Source organism: Corynebacterium sp. 20-84 (assembly GCF_053479455.1).
On sequence record NZ_JBRBCB010000002.1, the window covers coordinates 1 to 18,442 of the forward strand.

Sequence of the window (18,442 nt, forward strand, 5' to 3'; positions counted from 1 at the left end):
GTCGAGCAGGGACGAAAGTCGGGACTAGTGATCCGGCACCTACTTGTGGATGTGGTGTCGCTCAACGGATAAAAGGTACCCCGGGGATAACAGGCTGATCTTCCCCAAGAGTCCATATCGACGGGATGGTTTGGCACCTCGATGTCGGCTCGTCGCATCCTGGGGCTGGAGTAGGTCCCAAGGGTTGGGCTGTTCGCCCATTAAAGCGGCACGCGAGCTGGGTTCAGAACGTCGTGAGACAGTTCGGTCTCTATCCGCCGCGCGCGCAGAAACTTGAGAAAGGCTGTCCCCAGTACGAGAGGACCGGGACGGACGTACCTCTGGTGTGCCAGTTGTTCCGCCAGGAGCACCGCTGGTTGGCTACGTACGGAAGGGATAACCGCTGAAAGCATCTAAGCGGGAAGCCTGTTTCAAGATGAGGTTTCATAGGTTCCCAGCAGACTACTGGGTTGATAGGCCAGATCTGGACGCACCGCAATGTGCGAAGGTGACTGGTACTAATACACCAACCAACAAACCACATGTTTCCAACAACAACCGAAACACAACAATGCAGCAAACAACAACTGCCGCGTCCACTATGCAGTATCTGACACACCACACCAGTGGTGGCCCACAGATAACTACATACACCGCAACACACCAACCAGTGTTGCGACCATGACGACAAACCCCCACAGGTGTGTCGGTGGTTGATAGCGGTGGGGAAACGCCCGGTCCCATTCCGAACCCGGAAGCTAAGCCCACCCGCGCTGATGGTACTGCACTCGGGAGGGTGTGGGAGAGTAAGTTACCGCCGACCAAAAACTTAATTCAAGCAGGATCCCTAAGGACAATGACGATCCTTAGGGGTCTTTCGCTATGCCCGGATATATTCCGTAAACTAATCCGGGTTGCAATAAACCTGCGTCGGACAAGGAGAGTGTGGAGATGGGGAAGCATTCGGTGGGGGAGGGTGTCGTCGATAAGCGAAATGCTCCTGCTGCTCGCGCCGTGAGTTTGGTGAAGTCGTATGGCGCAGGCGATACGAAGGTCACCGCGCTGGATGGCGTGAGCGTGGAGTTCGCGCGCAATGAGTTCACGGCGATCATGGGGCCGAGTGGTTCCGGCAAATCGACGCTGATGCACACGATGGCGGGCCTGGATTCTTTCGACGCCGGCTCCGTGGAGATCGGCGGGACGGAGCTGTCGACGTTGAGCGAGAAGGAGCTGACTGCTCTGCGCCGCGACCGTCTGGGCTTCATTTTCCAGTCCTTCAACCTGGTGCCCACGCTGACGGCGGCGGAGAATATCACGCTGCCGGCTGATATTGCGGGGCGGAAGGTCGACGACGCGTGGTACGACGAGATCACCGAGCGTCTCGGCCTGGCGAAGCGTTTGAGCCACCGTCCGAGCGAGCTGTCCGGCGGGCAGCAGCAGCGCGTGGCGTGCGCGCGTGCCCTGGTGAGCCGCCCTGAAATCATCTTCGGGGACGAGCCGACGGGCAACCTCGACTCCAATTCTTCGCGCGAGGTCCTGGAGATTCTGCGCGCGGCGGTCGACGGCGACGAGCAGACCGTCGTGATCGTGACCCACGATGCGCGTGCGGCGTCGTACGCGGATCGCGTCGTGTTCCTTGCGGACGGCAATATCGTCGACGAACTCCGCGCACCCACGATGGAATCGATCCTGTCCACGATGAACGGAATCGAGGGCTGATGGCGGGCGCGATGACGAAGGTGTCGGTGCGCAACATCGGCGCCCACAAGCTGCGACTCGCGCTCACGGTGCTCGCTGTCGTGCTGGGCACGGCGTTCATTTCGGGCTCGCTGATGTTCACGAATATGCTCGAGCGCACTTTCGATTCGGCTGTGTCGAGCATGTACGACGATGTCGACGTGGCGGTGAAGCCAGCGGAAGGCAAGTCGGTCGTTCCCGAGGAGGTGCGGGAGTCGCTCGCGGCGGACCCGCAGGTTGCGCGGGTTGCGGTCGACGGATCCGAGCCGGTGGTCGTCGCCGACGCTGAAGCGAATGCGATCCAGACTGGCGGCGGCGAATCGCGCGTGGGCCTGTACTACCCGGACGACGCTGTCGTGGGCCCGCCTTTCGATATCACTGAGGGCAACGGTCCAACGAAGCCGGGCGAGGCGCTGCTGAATGCGGCGGGCGCGGAGAATTACGGCATCGCGGTGGGCGACACAATCATCGTCGTGGACGCTGAAGGCCGCCACGAGATGACGGTGACGGGTCTGTACACCGATGAGCTCGACCGGGCAGCTTCGCTGATGGTGAAGGTGCCGGAGAGCGCGTTCGTGGAGTTTTATACCAACGGCCGGTATGTTCCGGGTCTCACGCTCAAGGCGGCGGAGGGCACCGATCCGGCGCAGCTGAAGGAACGTATCGCGCAGGAACACAGCGACCTCACGGTCAAAGAGGGCTCCGTGCTTGCCGACGACCTCTCCAAGCAGATCCGTCAAGGCTTGAGCTTCGTCAGCTATTTCCTGACTGCTTTCGGTCTCGTGGGCCTGTTGGTGGGCACGTTCTTGATCGCCAACACTTTCTCGATGATCGTGGCGCAGCGGACGAAGGAATTCGCTCTGCTGCGGGCGCTCGGCGCGTCGAAGGGACAGATCACTCGTTCCGTCGTTGTGGAGTCTTTGCTCATCGGTCTGCTCGGATCAGCGCTGGGTGTCGTGGCTGGCGCCGGTTTGGTGGCGGTGATCCGCGCGGTGATGGACGCCAAGGGGATGGGTCTGCCCGGCGCCGGATCGGGCCTGTCCGTGAGCGCGGTAGCGGTGCCGATCGTCGTCGGCGCGCTGGTGACGGTGCTGTCGGCGTGGGCTCCTGCTCGTCGTGCTGGCCGCGTTGAGCCGGTCGAGGCGATGCGGTCGAGCGAGTCGGCGGCTCCGCAGCCGCTTGTTGCGCGGACGGTATTCGGCACGTTGCTTCTCGCTGCGGGCGGAGCTCTGCTCGTCTGGGGCGTGATGTGGGACGACGGTTCGACGGGACGCCGCGCGGCGTTGGTTGGCGCTGCAGCGGTGCTGATCGTCGTCGGTCTTTTCCTCGCCGGGCCGGCATTGTCGTTGCCGGTGGTGCCGGTGCTAGGCCGGATTATCGGTGCGCCGTTCGGTTCTGTCGGTTCGCTGGCGGCGACGAATTCGAAGCGCAATCCGCGCCGCGCATCGGCGACGGCGTTCGCGCTCATGCTCGGTATCGCGTTGGTGACCGTCATCGGCATGCTGGGCGCGACGATGGAGCGTTCCGTCGACGATGTGCTGGAGAACGACGTCGACGCGGACATGGTGCTCATCGGCCCGCAGCTGGGCTCGTTCCCCATCCCGAACGACCTGCCGCAGCGCGTGAAGGATGTGGATGGAGCTGGAGAGATCGTCTCGTACACGCAGGCGCGAGTGACGGTGAACGGCGAGTTCGGCAACCAATTCGGTCCGGTGGGAGCCACAGATGTGATCGCGGGGGACCCGGGCGAGCTCGTCACGCTCAACATGACGGAGGGCAGCTCTTCGCTTATCGACGGCGGCGTTCTCCTCCCCGCCTCCCTCGCCCAAGAAAAAGGCGTGGCGCTCGGAGACACGGTGACCATCGCCGCGCCTGGGTGGGAGAGTGCGCCCGAGGCGGAAGCCACGGTGACGGGTCTGTTCGAGGACTCGAATATCTTCTCGTCGTGGGTGCTGTCTCAAAAGACGGTGGAACAGCTCATGCCGCCGGAGAGCTTCAAGGTGCTCATGGTCGGCGTGAATAACGACGGTTCTGTCAGCGAGGACGATCTGCGCGCCAACCTCGAGGCGGCGGTGCACGACGACATCGTGGTGCAGGTCCGCTCCCCGGAGGACCTCGGTGGAGAGGCGCAGCAGATGATCAACCAGATGCTGTATATCCTCTACGCGCTGCTGTCGTTGGCGGTGGTGATCGCGGTTCTCGGCATCATCAACACGCTGACTCTGTCGGTGATTGAGCGCCGTCAGGAGATCGGCATGCTCCGCGCGGTGGGTACGCAGCGCGGGCAGGTGCGCACCATGATCATCCTGGAGTCGGTCCAGATCGCTGTGTTCGGTGCCCTGTTGGGCGTGGGCGCGGGTCTGTTGCTCGGGTGGGCTTTCCTCACGGTGCTGGCTGACCAAGGTCTGGAGAATATCGCCTACCCGTGGACGCTGATCGGCGGGATGCTCGCAGGTTCGGTGCTCGTCGGAATCGTCGCGGCATTGTGGCCGGCGCAGCGCGCGGCGAAAACCCCGCCGCTCGACGCGATCGCGGAATAAGCGCGGGGGTCAGAGCGCGGAGATGATACGCAACCCGTATTTGAGCCCGAACCATGCGGCGACGATGCCGACGGTGCAGGTGAGCAGAACATAGCGGGCGAGCGTCCACCACTGCTTCTGACGCACGAGCGCGCCCAGCTCCTTTGCCATCGTCGACAGCGTAGACACGGCACCGGCGAATCCGGCGCCGAGGAACGCGGGCCACAGCACAGGCAGGGCGGCGGAGAAACCGACGACGGCGGAGCCCACCACATTCGCGGCGAAGGTGCCGGGCCTGCCGGGCAGCAGTGTGCTGAGTGCCGAGCGGGCCATGCCGCCGAGGAATGCGCCGAATCCGACGAGAATGAAAAGCAGGGCGATTGTTTTCAGGCCTTCGCCGCTGCTCAACGCTTCCAGTAAGTGGCTGCCGACAACGCCTTCGGGGCCCTGGTACTGCGGGGTGCGGGGATTCAACTGGGTCATGGGGCGACCTCGGGGGAGCGGCGGCGTCGTAAAGCGTCGCCGAGTTCCCATGCTGCGAGCGCGACGAGCATGGTGCTCACCATGTATATGAACGCGATGAACGCGCTGGACTGCATGGCCAAAAATGACACGGCGGAAAACGTGGTGAAGCCGCCGATCATGCCGCGGCCCCAGAACGGGCCCGGGTCGAAGAAGCCCATGAGAAAGCAGCCGATCGCGTTGATGACGAAGATGATGACGATCTCGGACGGCGGCTCCGGCGCGATCAGCGGGGTGAACGCGAAGCGTGCGAGCGCACCGAAAGACGCGCCGAAACCGATCGCGAGAGCTTCCTTGAATGCCGTGTTCACCACGCTTTCACGGTAGCCCACGGTGTGTGCGCACGCGGAATGGGGGAGCGCCGCACGCAGGGGGCGCATAGATGGCGGGCGCGTGAAAGTCAGGGGAAGATGGATAGTGACCCCCGACGATTGACAAGCACGCACACCGAAAAAGGAGCTTTCACGCCATGGCACATGAGCGAGCAGGCCAGCCAGCACGCCCCGAGGATTTGATCGATATCGCGGAGGTGGTCACCGCCTACTACACGCGCGACATCGACGCGGCGAACCCGGACCAGCAGGTGTCTTTCGGCACGTCGGGGCACCGCGGGTCGAGCTTGGACAACGCGTTCAACCAGCAGCACATTTGGGCGACGACGCAGGCGATCGTGGATTACCGCCGCGAGAATTCGATTGGCGGGCCGGTCTACATCGGCCGCGACACGCACGCTTTGTCCGAGCCGGCGATGGTCTCCGCGCTTGAGGTCCTCATCGCGAACGACATCGCAGTGCTTGTCGACGCCGCGGGGCGCTACACCCCCACCCCCGCCGTCTCGCATGCGATCCTGGCGCACAATGCGAAGCTGGCTGGCGGCGTGACCGGCACCGACCCGAAGCGTGCCGACGGCATCGTGATCACCCCGTCCCATAACCCGCCGCGCGACGGCGGTTTCAAATACAACCCGCCGTCGGGCGGGCCGGCGGACACGGATGCCACGGACTGGATCGCGGGGCGCGCCAATAACTACCTGGCCGATGGGTTGGAGGGCGTGCAGCGCACACCGGTGACAGGCGTCCTCGACGAGCGCGCCGGCAAGTATCCGTTCATGGACAACTATGTTGCTGACTTGCCGAATGTCGTGGACATCGACGCGATTCGGGAAGCTGGCGTGCGTATTGGTGCGGACCCGATGGGCGGCGCCAGCGTCGACTACTGGGGAGCGATCGCCGAGGCGCACAAGCTCGATCTGACGGTGGTCAATCCGGCTGTGGATGCGACGTGGCGGTTCATGACACTGGACACCGACGGCAAGATCCGCATGGACTGCTCCTCGCCGAATTCCATGGCGAGCTTGGTCGCGAACCGCGAGAAATACGACATCGCGACGGGCAATGACGCGGACGCGGACCGCCACGGCATCGTCACCCCGGATGCAGGCCTGATGAATCCCAACCACTACCTCGCCGTGGCCATCGAGTACCTGTTCAGCCACCGCGACGGCTGGGGCGCCGACACCGCCGTGGGCAAGACCCTCGTGTCATCCTCGATGATCGACCGCGTGGTGGCATCGCTGGACAAGAAGCTCGTCGAGGTGCCTGTCGGCTTCAAGTGGTTCGTGCCCGGGCTTATCGACGGCTCGGTCGGCTTCGGCGGCGAAGAATCCGCCGGTGCATCCTTCCTGCGGAAAGACGGCACCGTCTGGTCGACCGACAAGGACGGCTTGATCATGGATCTGCTCGCCGCTGAGATCACCGCGGTGACGGGGAAGACGCCGTCGCAGCGCTATGCGGAACTGGAAGAGAAGTTCGGCGCTCCGGTCTACGCCCGCACCGACGCGGAGGCGAACCGTGAGCAGAAGGCCATCTTGAAGAAGCTCTCCCCGGACCAGGTCACGGCAACCACGCTCGCCGGCGACGAGATCACCGCCAAGCTCACCGAAGCACCCGGCAACGGCGCCGCGATCGGCGGCCTGAAGGTCACCACCGACAACGCATGGTTCGCTGCGCGCCCGTCCGGTACGGAGGATAAATACAAGATCTACGCCGAATCATTCAAGGGCGAAGAGCACCTGAAACAGGTGCAGCAGGAAGCTCAAGACGTCGTCAGCGCCGTGCTCGGGGAGTAGTCCCCGGCACAGGGAGGTGACGGGAACCTCACAGCGAGAAGCTTCTCGGCGCTTCGCCCATCGACTAAGGTCGTTGAGGTGGCAATTAAACATGATGTGCAGGTGACAGAGGCTGACACCCGGGAAGACGGGGAGCCGGGGGCAGGGGAGACGTCGTCAAGCGAACGCGTGCTTGACGTGCTCTCCGCGCTCGCGCGCTTCGGGCTTGCCGCGATGTGGATTGTCTCTGGCACCACGAAGCTGGGCAAGCACTTCGTCGTGACACAAAGCATTGAAGCGTACGAGATTTTCACGCCGTACTGGTCCAGCCTGCTGGCCAACCTCATCGGCCCGCTCGAGCTCGCCGGCGGTTTGATCCTGCTGCTGGGCATTAAAATTCGTCCCACTGGTTGGGTGTCGTTCGGTGTGCTCGTTCTCTTTGTCATCGGCCTCACGTCCGCGTATGCCCGCGGGCTGCAGATCGACTGCGGCTGCTTCGCGCCAGACCCGAACAGCACCGGCGGCGACCTGTTGTGGGCCATCGCCCGCGATATTGGCCTGATTGCCGTGACGTTGTTCATGATCTACCGCCCGTTTAAGAAATTCGCGCTGTACCCGTAAGCTTTTCCGGTGAAACAGCTCGACCTCGAATACATAAGGTGATGCACTGTGACTTCCTCTTCTAAGTCGACCACCAAGAAATCCGCTAAGGGATCCACCAAGGTGGTCAACCCGAATTCCTCCGGCGGCAAGGGCTTCCTTTGGGCGATCCTCGCGCTGCTGCTCGTCGGCGCTCTGGTGATCGGCCTGATCGTGTACAACGGCCGCGGTGCGATCGCTGACCGCATTGCCGAGAATGTCGAGCCCGTCGACGGCGTGACCATGGAGCTCACGGACAACACCGTCACGCTGTCCGGCGAGAACAGCGACGATGCGAAGGAAGCCTCCCTCTATGAGGACTTCGCCTGCCACTTCTGCAGCGAGCTGGCGAAGAAGACCGACGAGCAGATGCTGGAGAAGATCAAGGCCGGCGAGCTGAAGGTTCACATTCACCCGATGGTCTTCCTCGACGGCACCGGTGAGAGGTACGAGGCCGGTCACTCCACCAACACCCTTGCAGCGGCCCTGGCACTCGCGGATAAGGGCGAGGTCGAGCCGTACTGGAACCTGCGTAAGGCGCTGCTCGAGGAGCAGCAGAACCTGGCTGGTGTCACCCCGGATCAGCTTGCTGACATGGCGAAGAGCGTCGGTGCCTCCAAGGGCGCGGTCGAGGCAATTCGCAACAGTGAGTACATGGATCAGGCTAAGGAGCTCGGCGAGGCCAACGAGAAGGACCTCATCGACAAGACCGGCGACCTTTCCTCCCCGCGCGTGCTTGTCGACGACAAGGACGTCGAATCCAATCCGCTCGATAATTGGATCGACGATCTCCTCGCTAGCTAAAACCGCTGGCTGCGAGCGATTTTGGTCTCGCTCGCAGCCCGGTGTATATTTATCGAAGTCGCTTCGCGGGAATCACCGCTGAAGCAACGGGGCTATGGCGCAGTTGGTAGCGCACCACACTGGCAGTGTGGGGGTCACGGGTTCGAATCCCGTTAGCTCCACGTAAGATGAGAAAATCGAAACTTGCCCCGCCTGATGGCGGGGCAGTTTTGTTTCTGCGGTGACTCGCCTTCGGCGGTGTCGGAGCGTCCCGGTGCCCAGCAGTAGGCCAGTCATGGCAGGGGGTACATGTTGATGATCCACAGTGACTCACCTACGTCGTCAGAGCGCGGTAGATTTGGGAGCCGCGTACAGGGAGCATGAAAGTCAGACTCCCGATCATTGGCACATGTGCTCGGAGGCAAGTCGCGCGAAGATGAGGGTGTCGGTCCATTCGCCCTTGCTGAACCAGTCCTGGACGTGATGTGCTTCGAGCCGGAGCCCGACACGACGAGCCAGTGCTGCCGAGGCGCTGTTTCGGGCATCCATCTGCGCGGTGATGCGGTGGAGCCGGTAGTGGTCAAACCCGAGGGCGAGTACTGCTCGGACGGCTTCGCTGGCGAAACCTTGCCCACCGTGCGCCGGGTCGAGAACCCACCCGATCTCGCATTGACGGTGCTCGTGATCGGTGAGCCACAACGCGATGTCTCCGATCGGGAGGCCGTCATGCTCGATGACCAGCGCAAGCGCGCCAGTCTCGCCATCGATGTCAGTCTTCGCTAGCCGCTCGGCGAGCTTTTCGCGGGTGACTTCCGCGGTCCATGGCTCGTCCAGCAGGTAGCGGGCAACATCGGGTCGCGAGTACAGCTCGTGAAGCCATTCGGCATCGTCGGCGTTATGTGGACGGAGCAGAAGCCGCTCTGTCGCCAACGGCCACTGGGCGGTGGGCTGGAGATCGCGCCGGTAGTGGATCAACTCCTCGTGCTGTCCTGCGGGTGTGGTCCCGACGGATCGCTCGACCTCATGGAACCCTGTGGCCGTCAAGCATCGCTGGGAGGCCTTGTTCTCCGGGAGTGTGCGTGCCGTCAAGGTTCGCAGTCCACTGTTGCGCGCGAAGCGCGATGCCAACTCCAGGCCCCGACGAGCGTGCCCTGCTCCCCGCGCATCCGGATGAATCCAGAACCCGACCTCGGCAGCCTCGGAGCTGACGTCGAAGAGCACCAAGGAGCCCACGAACCGGTCCGTCTCGGCGTCGGCAAGTGCGAGGACTGCCAGCGTGCCTGACGACATACCCGCCGCGACCTCTTCGCGGATCATCCGTCGCACGGACTCGGGGGTGTAGTCGGACTCGGGCAGGTGGCCGAAGCGCCGCACCGCTTCATCCTTAGTGCCGGCTGCATACGCGTCTGCGTCCAGCTCAGAGAGGGGGCGTAGGCGAGTGTTCTCAAAGGTGATCGGGAGGGTGGTGGCATCCAGCATGCGGTAAACCTAACATAGATTGGATAGCTAACTGAAGCGTGTTTGGTTAGGTTGGTGGGGTGAGCTACTGGGAACACCGCAAACCTGTGCAACGCCTCCGCGCAGTGGACATCGTCGAGGTTGCGAGGGCATCGGTAAGGCTGCTGGACGAAGGCGGGTTGAGGGCCCTCACCCTGCGATCTGTGGCGCAACAGGTGGGTGTCGCTCCAGCCAGCCTGTACTCCCGCGTCGAATCCGTCGACGATCTGTTCGACCTCGCCCTCGACACAGCGCTTTCAGACGATCCCGTGATGTCCGAGTCGATCCGCCACGCCGACCTGCCTGCCCTGATGCACGCCTTCTACGCGCACCTCACGACCCACCGGTGGGCCGGTCAGGTCATCGGTATGCGCGCTCCCAGGGGCCCGGCGTACCTGGCCCTTTCCGAGCGGATGTGCGTCCTGCTCGAACAAGCGGGTACCCCGGATCCGCTGGGAACTGCCTACCGATTATCCAACCTGGTGATCGGCGCCTCCCTGACCTCCCCCGTGGCATCTGACGAGAAGCGTGTCGCCATTGACCCTGACCAAGCTCCTACCTATGCGCGGCTCCACGCGACGCACCACATCAGCCCACGCGAGATTCTCTCCGACGGCATCACGGCACTCCTGTCGTGAGGGGCCTTTCTATACCGGCGCACTGTTGTGGATACCTGGGGGCGGTGGGCCCTGCCTCTTCCCTCTACAAGCTTTACTGCAAAGCTTGGCGCTGGCCTTCGAAGTAGGCTTTTCCGTCGGGGCCGGTGTAACAGGGGTGGGAGTTGACCGGCCACTTGGCGCGGGTGTCTTCGCAGGCGGACAGGCTGTCGTACGGACCTAAGGTTGCCCACTCGAGTGGCGGCGGACCTTGGTTTTTCGGCGACTCCTGCGGGGCCTGCTCTGACTGGTCTTCCTGTGGCTCCGGGGCGGGTTCCTGGTCTTCTTGTTCGTGAGCAGGTTCGCTCTCGGTGTCTTCCTTGCTCTCAGCTTCCGAGCGCTCAGACTCGGAGCGCTCAGCTTCTGCTTCGGAGGACTGAGAAGCCTCTGCCTCGGCGCGGCTCGACGAAGCTGCGGCAGCCGAAGACGCGGAAGCGGCCTCCCTTGCCGACGCAGCTGCTTCCTCCTCGTCCAGCCTCTTCCGCGCCGCGTCCAGCTCTTCCTGGTCGATGATTCCGTCATCATTCGCGTCGTCGGAAGGCTCGAGCTTGTGGCTCAGTTCGCGCATGTCGGACTCGCACGAGGTGTCGCCGTTGCAGACAGCGGCGTCGATAGGCGGGTTGGTGCCCTCGATGGTCGATGGTTCAGATGTTCCGCACGCGACGAGCGCAGCCGCGGCGAGACTGAGCGAAATGCCGGTCAGGGTTGTGCGCACATTCAATGGACTGCTCGATTCTTGGTTGTGGGATGGGGGCGGCGAGCGTGGGTGGCTATTTCAGAGTATCTAGGGCAGCGTCGACTTTCTCGAGCAACGTGTCCAACTGCTTATCCTTCTGGTCGCGGTCATCGTGCAGGATGATGCGCTGGACGTCGATGACGCGGCCGGCGAAAGCCGCGTCGCAAATAGCATGGTCGATGTCGCCGTCGCCCTGGGACTGCTGCGCTTCCACGCACTTCCACTCCAGATTCTTCGTCGTGATCTCCGTCTCTTCGACGTCGTGGCCCTCTTCCTCGAAGACGTCACGGGCAGATTCGTAGGCGTTTTTGAGTCCTTCGTCCGAGTGGGACTTCACTGGGGCGGGTTCGCCATCCGGAGTCGGAATGAAGATGAAGACGTCCGCCCGCAAGGACTCGTCCTCGTTGAAGAGCTTGGCGGAGGTACGGAGCTTCTCCGGGTCGCTCTCCCTGTCGGTAGCGTGCATTCCCTCGACTTCGCCAAGAGCAGCGAAGAAATCGAGGGTGCTGACACCGTCGTATTCGTTGAAGTCCTCAGTCTCGTCGTCCCCGCTACTGGACGAAGTGGTGGACGAAGACGAAGAAGACGAGGACGAAGACGACGAGCTCGACGAGGTCGTCTCCTCGGTGGAGCTGGTCTCGGAGGTCGTTTCGATGTCGGTCGGCGCTTCTGTGGCGGTCTCCTCCTCGGATGTAGAGCCCGCACTGAGTTCGATGCTGCAAGCCGATACTGACAAGACCGTGATGGCGGTGACGGTCAATGCGGAGAATCGTTTGGGGGTGCTCATACCCGCCACCGTAACAGTGATATACGACACATGGCTGGGAAGAGTGCATATTAGGAAGCGTGCATGAGCAGCGCGTAAGCGGGAAGCTAAGTACCGTGGGGGCCATGGACGAGCTGCAGTTCCACCAGATCGAGTCCCCGATCGGCCAGATCGGGTTGGTGGTGTCGCAGGCGGGGGTTGCGAAGGTGCTGTTCGAGTCCGACGGGATCGAGGCCGAACGCGACCGAATCGGGGCGCACGCTGTGGTCCCGCTCGCCGCACACCAGTTGAAGGAGTATTTCGCGGGACGCCGCCGCGAGTTCACGGTGCCGTTGGATTACCGTTTCGCGACCGACTTTCGCGGACGTGTCCTGCGCGAACTCGCCCGCGTGCCGTACGGGGAGACCACGACGTACCGGGAGCTCGCCGGCAAGGTCGGCAATCCGAAGGCCGTGCGCGCGGTCGGCGGGGCGTGTGCGAATAACCCGCTGCCGCTGCTGGTCCCGTGCCACCGCGTCCTGCGCGCGGACGGGGGCTTAGGCGGCTACCGCGACGGCTCCGAGACGAAGCGTTTCCTCCTCGAATTGGAAGGTGTCGATGTCTAAGGCAGACGTCTTCATCAAGCAGGGCAGCGCGCCGGGCGCGGCAGCAGCGGAAGCGGCGTACCTGCGCTGGTTGCGGGAGGGATCTGATGCGGTAGTGGAGGTTGTAGACCTCGACGAAGATGCCAACACGGTGACCATCGAGCGCGTCGATAGCGCCCGCCCGAGTGCCGACGCCGCCAAGGAGGCCGGCCGCGAGCTCGCAGCCATTCACGCGATGGGGGCGGACGCGTTCGGCGCGCCCGCCGATGGCTGGGACGGCCCCAATTTCATCGGCCGCGCGCAACAGGAATGCACGCCGACGAAACGCTGGGCGGAGTTCTATACCCAGCAACGCGTCCTGCCGTTCGCGGAGAAAGCCCACAGGCGGGGCAACCTGGACGAGGCAGGCTTAGACACAGTCCAGCGTGCGTGCGATGCGCTACTCGCGGAGGACGAGGACGCCCCGCTCGCACGCATTCACGGCGACCTCTGGACAGGCAACCTGTTGTTTTCGACGTCCGGCCCACGGTTCATCGACCCGGCCGCCCACGGCGGTCACCCGCTGACGGACATCGCGATGCTCGCGCTCTTCGGTGCACCGCACCTCCGCTCGCTTATCGACGGCTACCTCGCCGCCGGTTCCTCCCTCGGCGATGCTTCCGGCGGCGACTGGGAGCGGCGCATCCCGATCCACCAGCTCCACCCGCTCGCCGTCCATGCCTACACCCACGGCCCCAGCTATGGATCTGCACTGGTTCGTGCAGCGGAGGAGACGCTGCGCGTCGTCGGCTAACGTCGTTGACGGGAAAATTTCCTGTGGCTAACGTCGAAAACAGAAACTGCGGAATCGAAGCCAACAAGGGGTGGGCGGAATGGGAGACGATCAGACTCGGGGGACGCGGGCATTAGACCGGCTGATAGAGCAAGGTGTTGTGTCAGGGTGCGGAAAGCCCTTCTCGGCCGATTGGGAGCCGATCGAGAGAACCGGGATCACGCCCGAAGAATTCCGTGCGGAAGAGCAGGACGAGTCCTGGATGGACGAGCTAATGGGTCGGCAACCCTAATTCGTATCCACTGCCAGTTCCGCGCTAGAGCCACCAGGTCTCGGCCGGGCCGGGCGGTAGGTGGCGCTTGTGCTGGCCGACTGCCCAGAGGTGCTCGAGGCGGGCGGCAGAGGAGGCGTCGATAAGCGTGCCCTCCAAGTAGTCGTCGATCTCGGCGTAGGTGATGCCGAGCGCCTCCTCGTCGGGAAGCGCCGGGCGGTCCTCTTCGAGGTCGGCGGTGGGCACCTTCTCGTAGAGGCGCTTATCGGCCTCGAGGTGGGCGAGAAGCTGCGCGCCCTGGCGTTTGTTCAGGCCGGCGAGCGGGACGAGGTCGGCTGCGCCATCACCGAATTTGGTGAAGAAGCCCGTGACGTTCTCCGCCGCGTGGTCGGTGCCGATGACTAGCAAACCGAGTTCGCCCGCGATCGCGTACTGGGCGATCATGCGCATGCGTGCTTTGACGTTGCCCTTGTTGAAGTCGCCGAGCTTCTCTTGGCTAAGGCTGCTCGCGATCTCTCCGGCGAGCGCCGTCGTTGCGGGCTCGATGTTGACGGTGACGCGCTGGTCCGGCTGGATGAAATCGAGCGCGAGCTGCGCGTCGTCTTCGTCCGCTTGGACGCCGTGGGGGAGACGGACCGCGACGAACGTGGCCTCGCGCCCCTGCTCACGGGTCTTCTCCACCGCGAGCTGCGCGAGCTTGCCCGCCAACGTCGAGTCCTGGCCGCCCGAAATGCCGAGGACGAACCCCTTCGTCCTGGTCTTCTCCAAGTAGTCGACGAGGAAGTCGACGCGCCGGGCGATCTCGCCGGCGGGCGCGATGAACGGCTTCACGCCGAGCGCAGCGATGATCTCTTGTTGCGTCGCACCGATCGCGTCGTGGGACGGGTTCTCGGGCAAGCTGTTGGAGGCGGAGTCGGACTCGTGAGACATGTCCGCTATCGTAGCGCGGAAAGATGACCGTGAGTTTCGGCCGTTTTGGTGCTGCGGGGCCGGTCAGGTAGCATTGACTCCCGTTGCACGGCAGCGCCGCTTCACGGTGCGCCGAGGAAAGAAACGATTGTCCGCCGCCACCTGCTCGTATTGAGGTGGAGTCGCGGTGGCCACTCGGAACATTAACGAGTAGAAAGGAGCGCCCGATGAAGGTCCGTAAGTCCCTTCGGTCGCTGAAGAACAAGCCGGGCGCTCAGGTTGTCCGCCGCCGCGGTAAGGTCTACGTGATCAACAAGAAGGATCCGCGTTTCAAGGCTCGTCAGGGCTAAACGCTAAGGCTTTCAACGCCCCCGTCGCAATGAGCATCATGCTCGCGACGGGGGCGTTCTCTATGTGTCAGTCATTCAACTCCTCAATAATTCCTGTGATGCGTGGCACAGGCTGTGTTTAGGATTTACCGTAGGTTCATTCGGGAAAGTTATTTTCTTGGACACCTGCCCTCTTGTTTCCGAGTTTTTGAGGATCATGAATACGTCGCGCAAGTTTTCGTTGAGTTTTGTTTCGGTGTTGTTTGTTGCCGCGTTGCTTGGTGTGTGGGGGCTTGTTGCACCTGGTGATGCGGTGGCGCAGCGGGGCAGTGAGTCCAGTTCGGCGGAGTCATCGTCGGCTGCGGAGTCGAGTACTGAGTCGTCGTCATCGTCGGAGTCGGCTGGGTCTGCTGGTTCGAATGAGGCGACGGTCGATAGTAAGGCTGCGTTGGTGTTGGATGCCTCGTGGTCGATGGCTGAGGAAGATGTCGATGGTGGTACGCGTATGGATGCGGCGAAGAAGGCGTCGCATGATTTGGTGAATTCTCTGCCGGAGCAGGCCAACCTTGGTCTGCTTGCTTACGGTATGCGTGAGTCGAATGCGCCGGATAATCGTGATGCGGGGTGCCGGGATATTGAGACTCTGGTTCCGGTGGGCAAGCTTGATAAGGATGAGTTGAATTCGAAGATCGATGAGATGTCGCCGAAGGGGTATACCCCGGTGGGTAATGCGTTGAAGGCTGCCGCTAAGGAGCTTGGTGATTCGGGTGAGCGCACGATCATCCTGGTGTCTGATGGTATTGATACGTGTGCGCCGCCGCCGGTGTGTGAGGTGGCCAAGGAGCTTGCGGGTGATGGTTTTGATCTGACGATTCACACCGTCGGGTTTAAGACTGATGAGGAAGCCCGCAAGGAGCTGGAGTGTGTTGCTGAGGCCGGTGGCGGTGAGTTCATGGAAGCTGATGATGCTGGTTCATTGGCGGAGTCGTTGAAGTTCTTGGCTCAGCGTGATGCGGAGACCTACCAGACGGCCGGTACGGAGTTCGAGTATTCGGATACCCCGGAAGACGCCAAGTGGCTGGGCGAAGGCCGTTACCACACGAAAGTGAATGCCAAGCTCAAAAAGAACGCGGGCGACAAAGTCGAGACCGGCTACTACAAGGTCGCCATTCCCGAGGGACACAATGCGGTCATTTCCACGACTGTCCTTCCAAAGCGATCGAAGTCGGGGCGAGCTTCCGATGCGGGATTCATTGTCCAGCGAGTTGAGCCCAAAAACGAAGTGGAAATGTGCGACGGCTCCTATGGCGGCGTTAATACATCCGTTGACGGAAAGACGAGCGGTAGCGCTGCCTGGATGCCGTCACCCCTGATCAGGCGGTTCGTTCCTGTCGACGAACACAGAGGCTGCAGCCAGCGTTGGACGATTCCTGACCAAATCGCGTATGAGAACCCCAGCGCTGCATCTGGCCGCGGTGAGGAAGAAGTGGACGTTGAGGTTGAGATCAACTTCGAACCGATTCCCGACGAGGAAGAAGTTTCTCAGTACCCAGATGCGCAGGAAGTCGATGATAAAGGTCCAGAGCTCAGCTTCGACGGGCCCCAAGACATCAAGGGAGGCTCGAGTTTCTCTGAGGCGGTGGAAGTGAAGCCGGGTGCTTACAAGGACGCGATTGTTCCGGGTGAGTACCGCTTCTACAAGATCCCAGTCGAATACGGGCAGCGCCCGGTATTCAGTTACCGGACAATAGATGGTCAGGACGGGAAATCTCGGGGGCTGTCTCCGGAGCTGTATTCGCCGTTTCGCCAAAGCATCAAGTTTGACTCGACCCGCCCTGAAGACACATTGACCGGAAACGTGATTAGCTTCCGTAACAGGGAAACCGGTAGTACGGGTGCAGAGCAGGCGAACGCAGGCTACTACTACGTGGGACTCGGAATGCCACAAGGCGACGAAGACGATGTCATGGGCGTTGAGCAGCCGTTTGAGATTGCGTTTGATGCGGTTGGGGAGAAGACTGATGGTCCTAAGTGGCGTCCGACCGATGAGAACGGTCCGGAGCCGAGTGATACTCCGCCGGATACTGGCGAGAAGAAGGACGGCGGCGAGGAGGAGTCTGATGACACGGACACTCAGGCGCAGGACGAGTCGGATGACGGCGGGCTTGGTGCCAAGGGAATTCTGATGCTGGGTCTGGGTATCGGCATCGTGGTGTTGCTTGCAGCATTGGCGGGCATCATTGCGCTGTTGCGTCGGAGGTAGCCGCAGGGCGACGTAGGGTAGAGCCCTTTCCTGCCGGTCCGTCTTTGATGGATCTGGTCGGGGAGGGGCTCTTCGCGTCGGTGGGTGGTGGAAGAGTGTGGTGTGTCGGCGCGGTTTCGGTGTGATTTTGGGCGCGGATGAAAATAATTCGAAGAGAATTCCACCCGTGTAAGCCGTTTTTCGTGTGTTAACGCCTGTGGTGAAACTACATGTAGGTTATTTCCCTTGTCTATCCTGCGAATACCACGCGTGTAACTACTATATGTAGTATTAGTTGCCAGAATATGGCACAACGTATAGTGTTTCTTGGTGTTCGCCCCCGACGGGGTGCGGGCGCGGCGCATCGCTCGATGCCGCACCACTCTTAAGTTGATTCGAGCGCTAGCGGCACCCCTGGGGCCGCCAGGTAAGTCTCACTAGCCCCCGAACATCCTCTGAGAAGAAAAGAGCCCTGAGAACTATGTCGATCACCCTCTACACCAAGCCAGCTTGCGTCCAGTGCAACGCTACGAAGAAGGCCCTGGACCGCGCTGGTCTGCAGTACAACACCGTGGATATCTCCATGGATGACTCCGCGCGCGACTATGTCATGGCGCTGGGCTACCTGCAGGCCCCGGTCGTTGAGGTCGACGGGGAGCACTGGTCGGGCTTCCGCCCGGACCGCATCCGTTCCCTCGCTGAGAGCGTCGCGTAGTCGCCCCGCATGAAGTTCAAGCCGTCACGTTGTTGGCGGCTGAACGTTTTGCTGTAGCTGTTTTCGCGTTCTTTTCGTCTTCCTACCAGCTGTTTTCAAGTCAAAGGGTCAGCAATCTGCCATGTTGGTCGTTTACTTTTCTTCCGCGACGGGCAATACCCACCGCTTTGTGGACAAGCTCGGTCTGCCGAGCGCACGGATTCCGCTCCGGAGGGGTGACGCGCCCCTGAAGGTTCAGGAGCCATATGTGCTGGTGTGCCCGACGTACGGCGGCGGGGTGTCGCTGACTCACGAGAATGTCCGCCCGGTGCCGCCGCAGGTGATCCGGTTTTTGAATGACGGGTCGAACCGAAAATTGCTGCGCGGTGTCATCGCGGCGGGCAATTCCAATTTCGGCCCGGATTTCTGCAAAGCGGGAAATATCATCGCTGAGAAGATGGGTGTGCCGTATCTGTACCGCTTCGAGTTGATGGGCTCGGAAGAGGACGTGGAGAAGGTTCGCGAGAACTTGGTGGCGGGCGTCGATAAGCTCGGTCTTGAACCGCTGACCGCGCGCGACCGTGAGGTGCTTGAGGCGCGTCGCGCGGAGACGACGGAAAGCGAGCTGCGTCTAGCGCGGCTGCGCGAGCGTTACCACGCTGTATAGCTGCTGGCTGTACGGCAATAAAGCTGAAGATTT

18 protein-coding genes, 1 tRNA gene and 2 rRNA genes are annotated in these 18,442 nt (G+C 62.2%); 15 read left to right on the forward strand and 6 right to left on the reverse strand.

Annotation, left to right across the window (positions count from 1 at the left end):
- The 4 genes from ACUY2Y_RS01405 to ACUY2Y_RS01420 form a co-directional block, all read left to right on the forward strand.
- A 23S ribosomal RNA gene (locus ACUY2Y_RS01405) occupies positions 1–521 on the forward strand; the annotation flags it as partial.
- 163 nt (positions 522–684) lie between these two features.
- Positions 685–802 (forward strand): 5S ribosomal RNA (gene rrf, locus ACUY2Y_RS01410).
- A gap of 128 nt (positions 803–930) precedes the next feature.
- Positions 931–1,698 (forward strand): ABC transporter ATP-binding protein, encoded by a 768-nt coding sequence (locus ACUY2Y_RS01415; RefSeq protein WP_448324503.1) that lies wholly within the window; start codon positions 931–933, stop codon positions 1,696–1,698.
- Between the two features lie 11 nt (positions 1,699–1,709).
- Complete coding sequence (locus ACUY2Y_RS01420; RefSeq protein ID WP_448324504.1) at positions 1,710–4,256, forward strand: ABC transporter permease; 2,547 nt, start codon at positions 1,710–1,712, stop codon at positions 4,254–4,256.
- 9 nt (positions 4,257–4,265) lie between these two features.
- Here ACUY2Y_RS01420 and ACUY2Y_RS01425 read toward each other — a convergent pair whose 3' ends face one another.
- Together ACUY2Y_RS01425 and ACUY2Y_RS01430 are read right to left on the reverse strand one after the other, a co-directional pair.
- Positions 4,266–4,718 (reverse strand): fluoride efflux transporter FluC, encoded by a 453-nt coding sequence (locus tag ACUY2Y_RS01425; protein ID WP_210575550.1) that lies wholly within the window; start codon positions 4,716–4,718, stop codon positions 4,266–4,268.
- Positions 4,715–5,071 (reverse strand): CrcB family protein, encoded by a 357-nt coding sequence (locus tag ACUY2Y_RS01430; RefSeq protein ID WP_448324505.1) that lies wholly within the window; start codon positions 5,069–5,071, stop codon positions 4,715–4,717. Before ACUY2Y_RS01430 ends, ACUY2Y_RS01425 begins: the two co-directional genes overlap by 4 nt.
- A gap of 155 nt (positions 5,072–5,226) precedes the next feature.
- Between ACUY2Y_RS01430 and pgm the strand changes: the two genes are divergently transcribed.
- From pgm to ACUY2Y_RS01450, 4 genes are all read left to right on the forward strand, one after another.
- Positions 5,227–6,885, forward strand: a complete 1,659-nt coding sequence (gene pgm, locus ACUY2Y_RS01435) for a phosphoglucomutase (alpha-D-glucose-1,6-bisphosphate-dependent) (protein WP_448324506.1) — start codon at positions 5,227–5,229, stop codon at positions 6,883–6,885.
- Positions 6,886–6,963: 78 nt separating this feature from the next.
- Complete coding sequence (locus ACUY2Y_RS01440) at positions 6,964–7,485, forward strand: MauE/DoxX family redox-associated membrane protein (protein WP_448324507.1); 522 nt, start codon at positions 6,964–6,966, stop codon at positions 7,483–7,485.
- A gap of 48 nt (positions 7,486–7,533) precedes the next feature.
- A complete protein-coding gene (locus ACUY2Y_RS01445) occupies positions 7,534–8,307 on the forward strand; it encodes a DsbA family protein (RefSeq protein ID WP_448324508.1) in 774 nt (257 codons plus the stop codon).
- A gap of 88 nt (positions 8,308–8,395) precedes the next feature.
- Positions 8,396–8,468: transfer RNA gene (locus ACUY2Y_RS01450), tRNA-Ala, on the forward strand.
- A gap of 217 nt (positions 8,469–8,685) precedes the next feature.
- Here the strand turns inward: ACUY2Y_RS01450 and ACUY2Y_RS01455 are convergent.
- Positions 8,686–9,765, reverse strand: a complete 1,080-nt coding sequence (locus ACUY2Y_RS01455; protein WP_448324509.1) for a GNAT family N-acetyltransferase — start codon at positions 9,763–9,765, stop codon at positions 8,686–8,688.
- 59 nt (positions 9,766–9,824) lie between these two features.
- Here ACUY2Y_RS01455 and ACUY2Y_RS01460 point away from each other — a divergent pair, with 59 nt between their 5' ends.
- Entirely contained in the window at positions 9,825–10,421 is a 597-nt protein-coding gene (locus ACUY2Y_RS01460; RefSeq protein WP_296149617.1) for a TetR/AcrR family transcriptional regulator, read from the forward strand.
- Positions 10,422–10,494: 73 nt separating this feature from the next.
- Here the strand turns inward: ACUY2Y_RS01460 and ACUY2Y_RS01465 are convergent, their stop codons facing one another.
- Together ACUY2Y_RS01465 and ACUY2Y_RS01470 are read right to left on the reverse strand one after the other, a co-directional pair.
- Positions 10,495–11,160, reverse strand: a complete 666-nt coding sequence (locus ACUY2Y_RS01465; RefSeq protein ID WP_448324510.1) for a hypothetical protein — start codon at positions 11,158–11,160, stop codon at positions 10,495–10,497.
- 49 nt (positions 11,161–11,209) lie between these two features.
- Positions 11,210–11,962, reverse strand: a complete 753-nt coding sequence (locus ACUY2Y_RS01470) for a hypothetical protein (RefSeq protein ID WP_448324511.1) — start codon at positions 11,960–11,962, stop codon at positions 11,210–11,212.
- A 104-nt stretch (positions 11,963–12,066) separates the two neighbouring features.
- On the opposite strand from ACUY2Y_RS01470, the gene ACUY2Y_RS01475 reads away from it, so the two are divergent.
- Together ACUY2Y_RS01475 and ACUY2Y_RS01480 are read left to right on the forward strand one after the other, a co-directional pair.
- Positions 12,067–12,546 carry a methylated-DNA--[protein]-cysteine S-methyltransferase gene (locus ACUY2Y_RS01475; protein WP_210575531.1) on the forward strand — a complete coding sequence of 160 codons (480 nt, stop codon included), beginning with the start codon at positions 12,067–12,069 and terminating at the stop codon, positions 12,544–12,546.
- Positions 12,539–13,318, forward strand: coding sequence for a fructosamine kinase family protein (locus tag ACUY2Y_RS01480; RefSeq protein WP_448324512.1), 780 nt, complete (start codon positions 12,539–12,541; stop codon positions 13,316–13,318). The genes ACUY2Y_RS01475 and ACUY2Y_RS01480 overlap by 8 nt, the downstream gene beginning before the upstream one ends.
- 295 nt (positions 13,319–13,613) lie before the next feature.
- Here ACUY2Y_RS01480 and nadE read toward each other — a convergent pair whose 3' ends face one another.
- Entirely contained in the window at positions 13,614–14,498 is an 885-nt protein-coding gene (gene nadE / locus ACUY2Y_RS01485; RefSeq protein ID WP_448324513.1) for an ammonia-dependent NAD(+) synthetase, read from the reverse strand.
- 206 nt (positions 14,499–14,704) lie between these two features.
- On the opposite strand from nadE, the gene ykgO reads away from it, so the two are divergent.
- From ykgO to nrdI, 4 genes are all read left to right on the forward strand, one after another.
- Positions 14,705–14,827, forward strand: a complete 123-nt coding sequence (ykgO, locus tag ACUY2Y_RS01490) for a type B 50S ribosomal protein L36 (RefSeq protein ID WP_003852698.1) — start codon at positions 14,705–14,707, stop codon at positions 14,825–14,827.
- Between the two features lie 196 nt (positions 14,828–15,023).
- The gene (locus ACUY2Y_RS01495) at positions 15,024–17,069 is read left to right on the forward strand and encodes a vWA domain-containing protein (protein WP_448324514.1); all 2,046 of its coding nucleotides are present in this window, start codon (positions 15,024–15,026) and stop codon (positions 17,067–17,069) included.
- A 460-nt stretch (positions 17,070–17,529) separates the two neighbouring features.
- Positions 17,530–17,763, forward strand: coding sequence for a glutaredoxin-like protein NrdH (gene nrdH, locus ACUY2Y_RS01500; RefSeq protein ID WP_210575513.1), 234 nt, complete (start codon positions 17,530–17,532; stop codon positions 17,761–17,763).
- 121 nt (positions 17,764–17,884) lie between these two features.
- Positions 17,885–18,409, forward strand: coding sequence for a class Ib ribonucleoside-diphosphate reductase assembly flavoprotein NrdI (gene nrdI / locus ACUY2Y_RS01505; protein ID WP_448324515.1), 525 nt, complete (start codon positions 17,885–17,887; stop codon positions 18,407–18,409).
- Positions 18,410–18,442 lie beyond the last annotated feature (33 nt).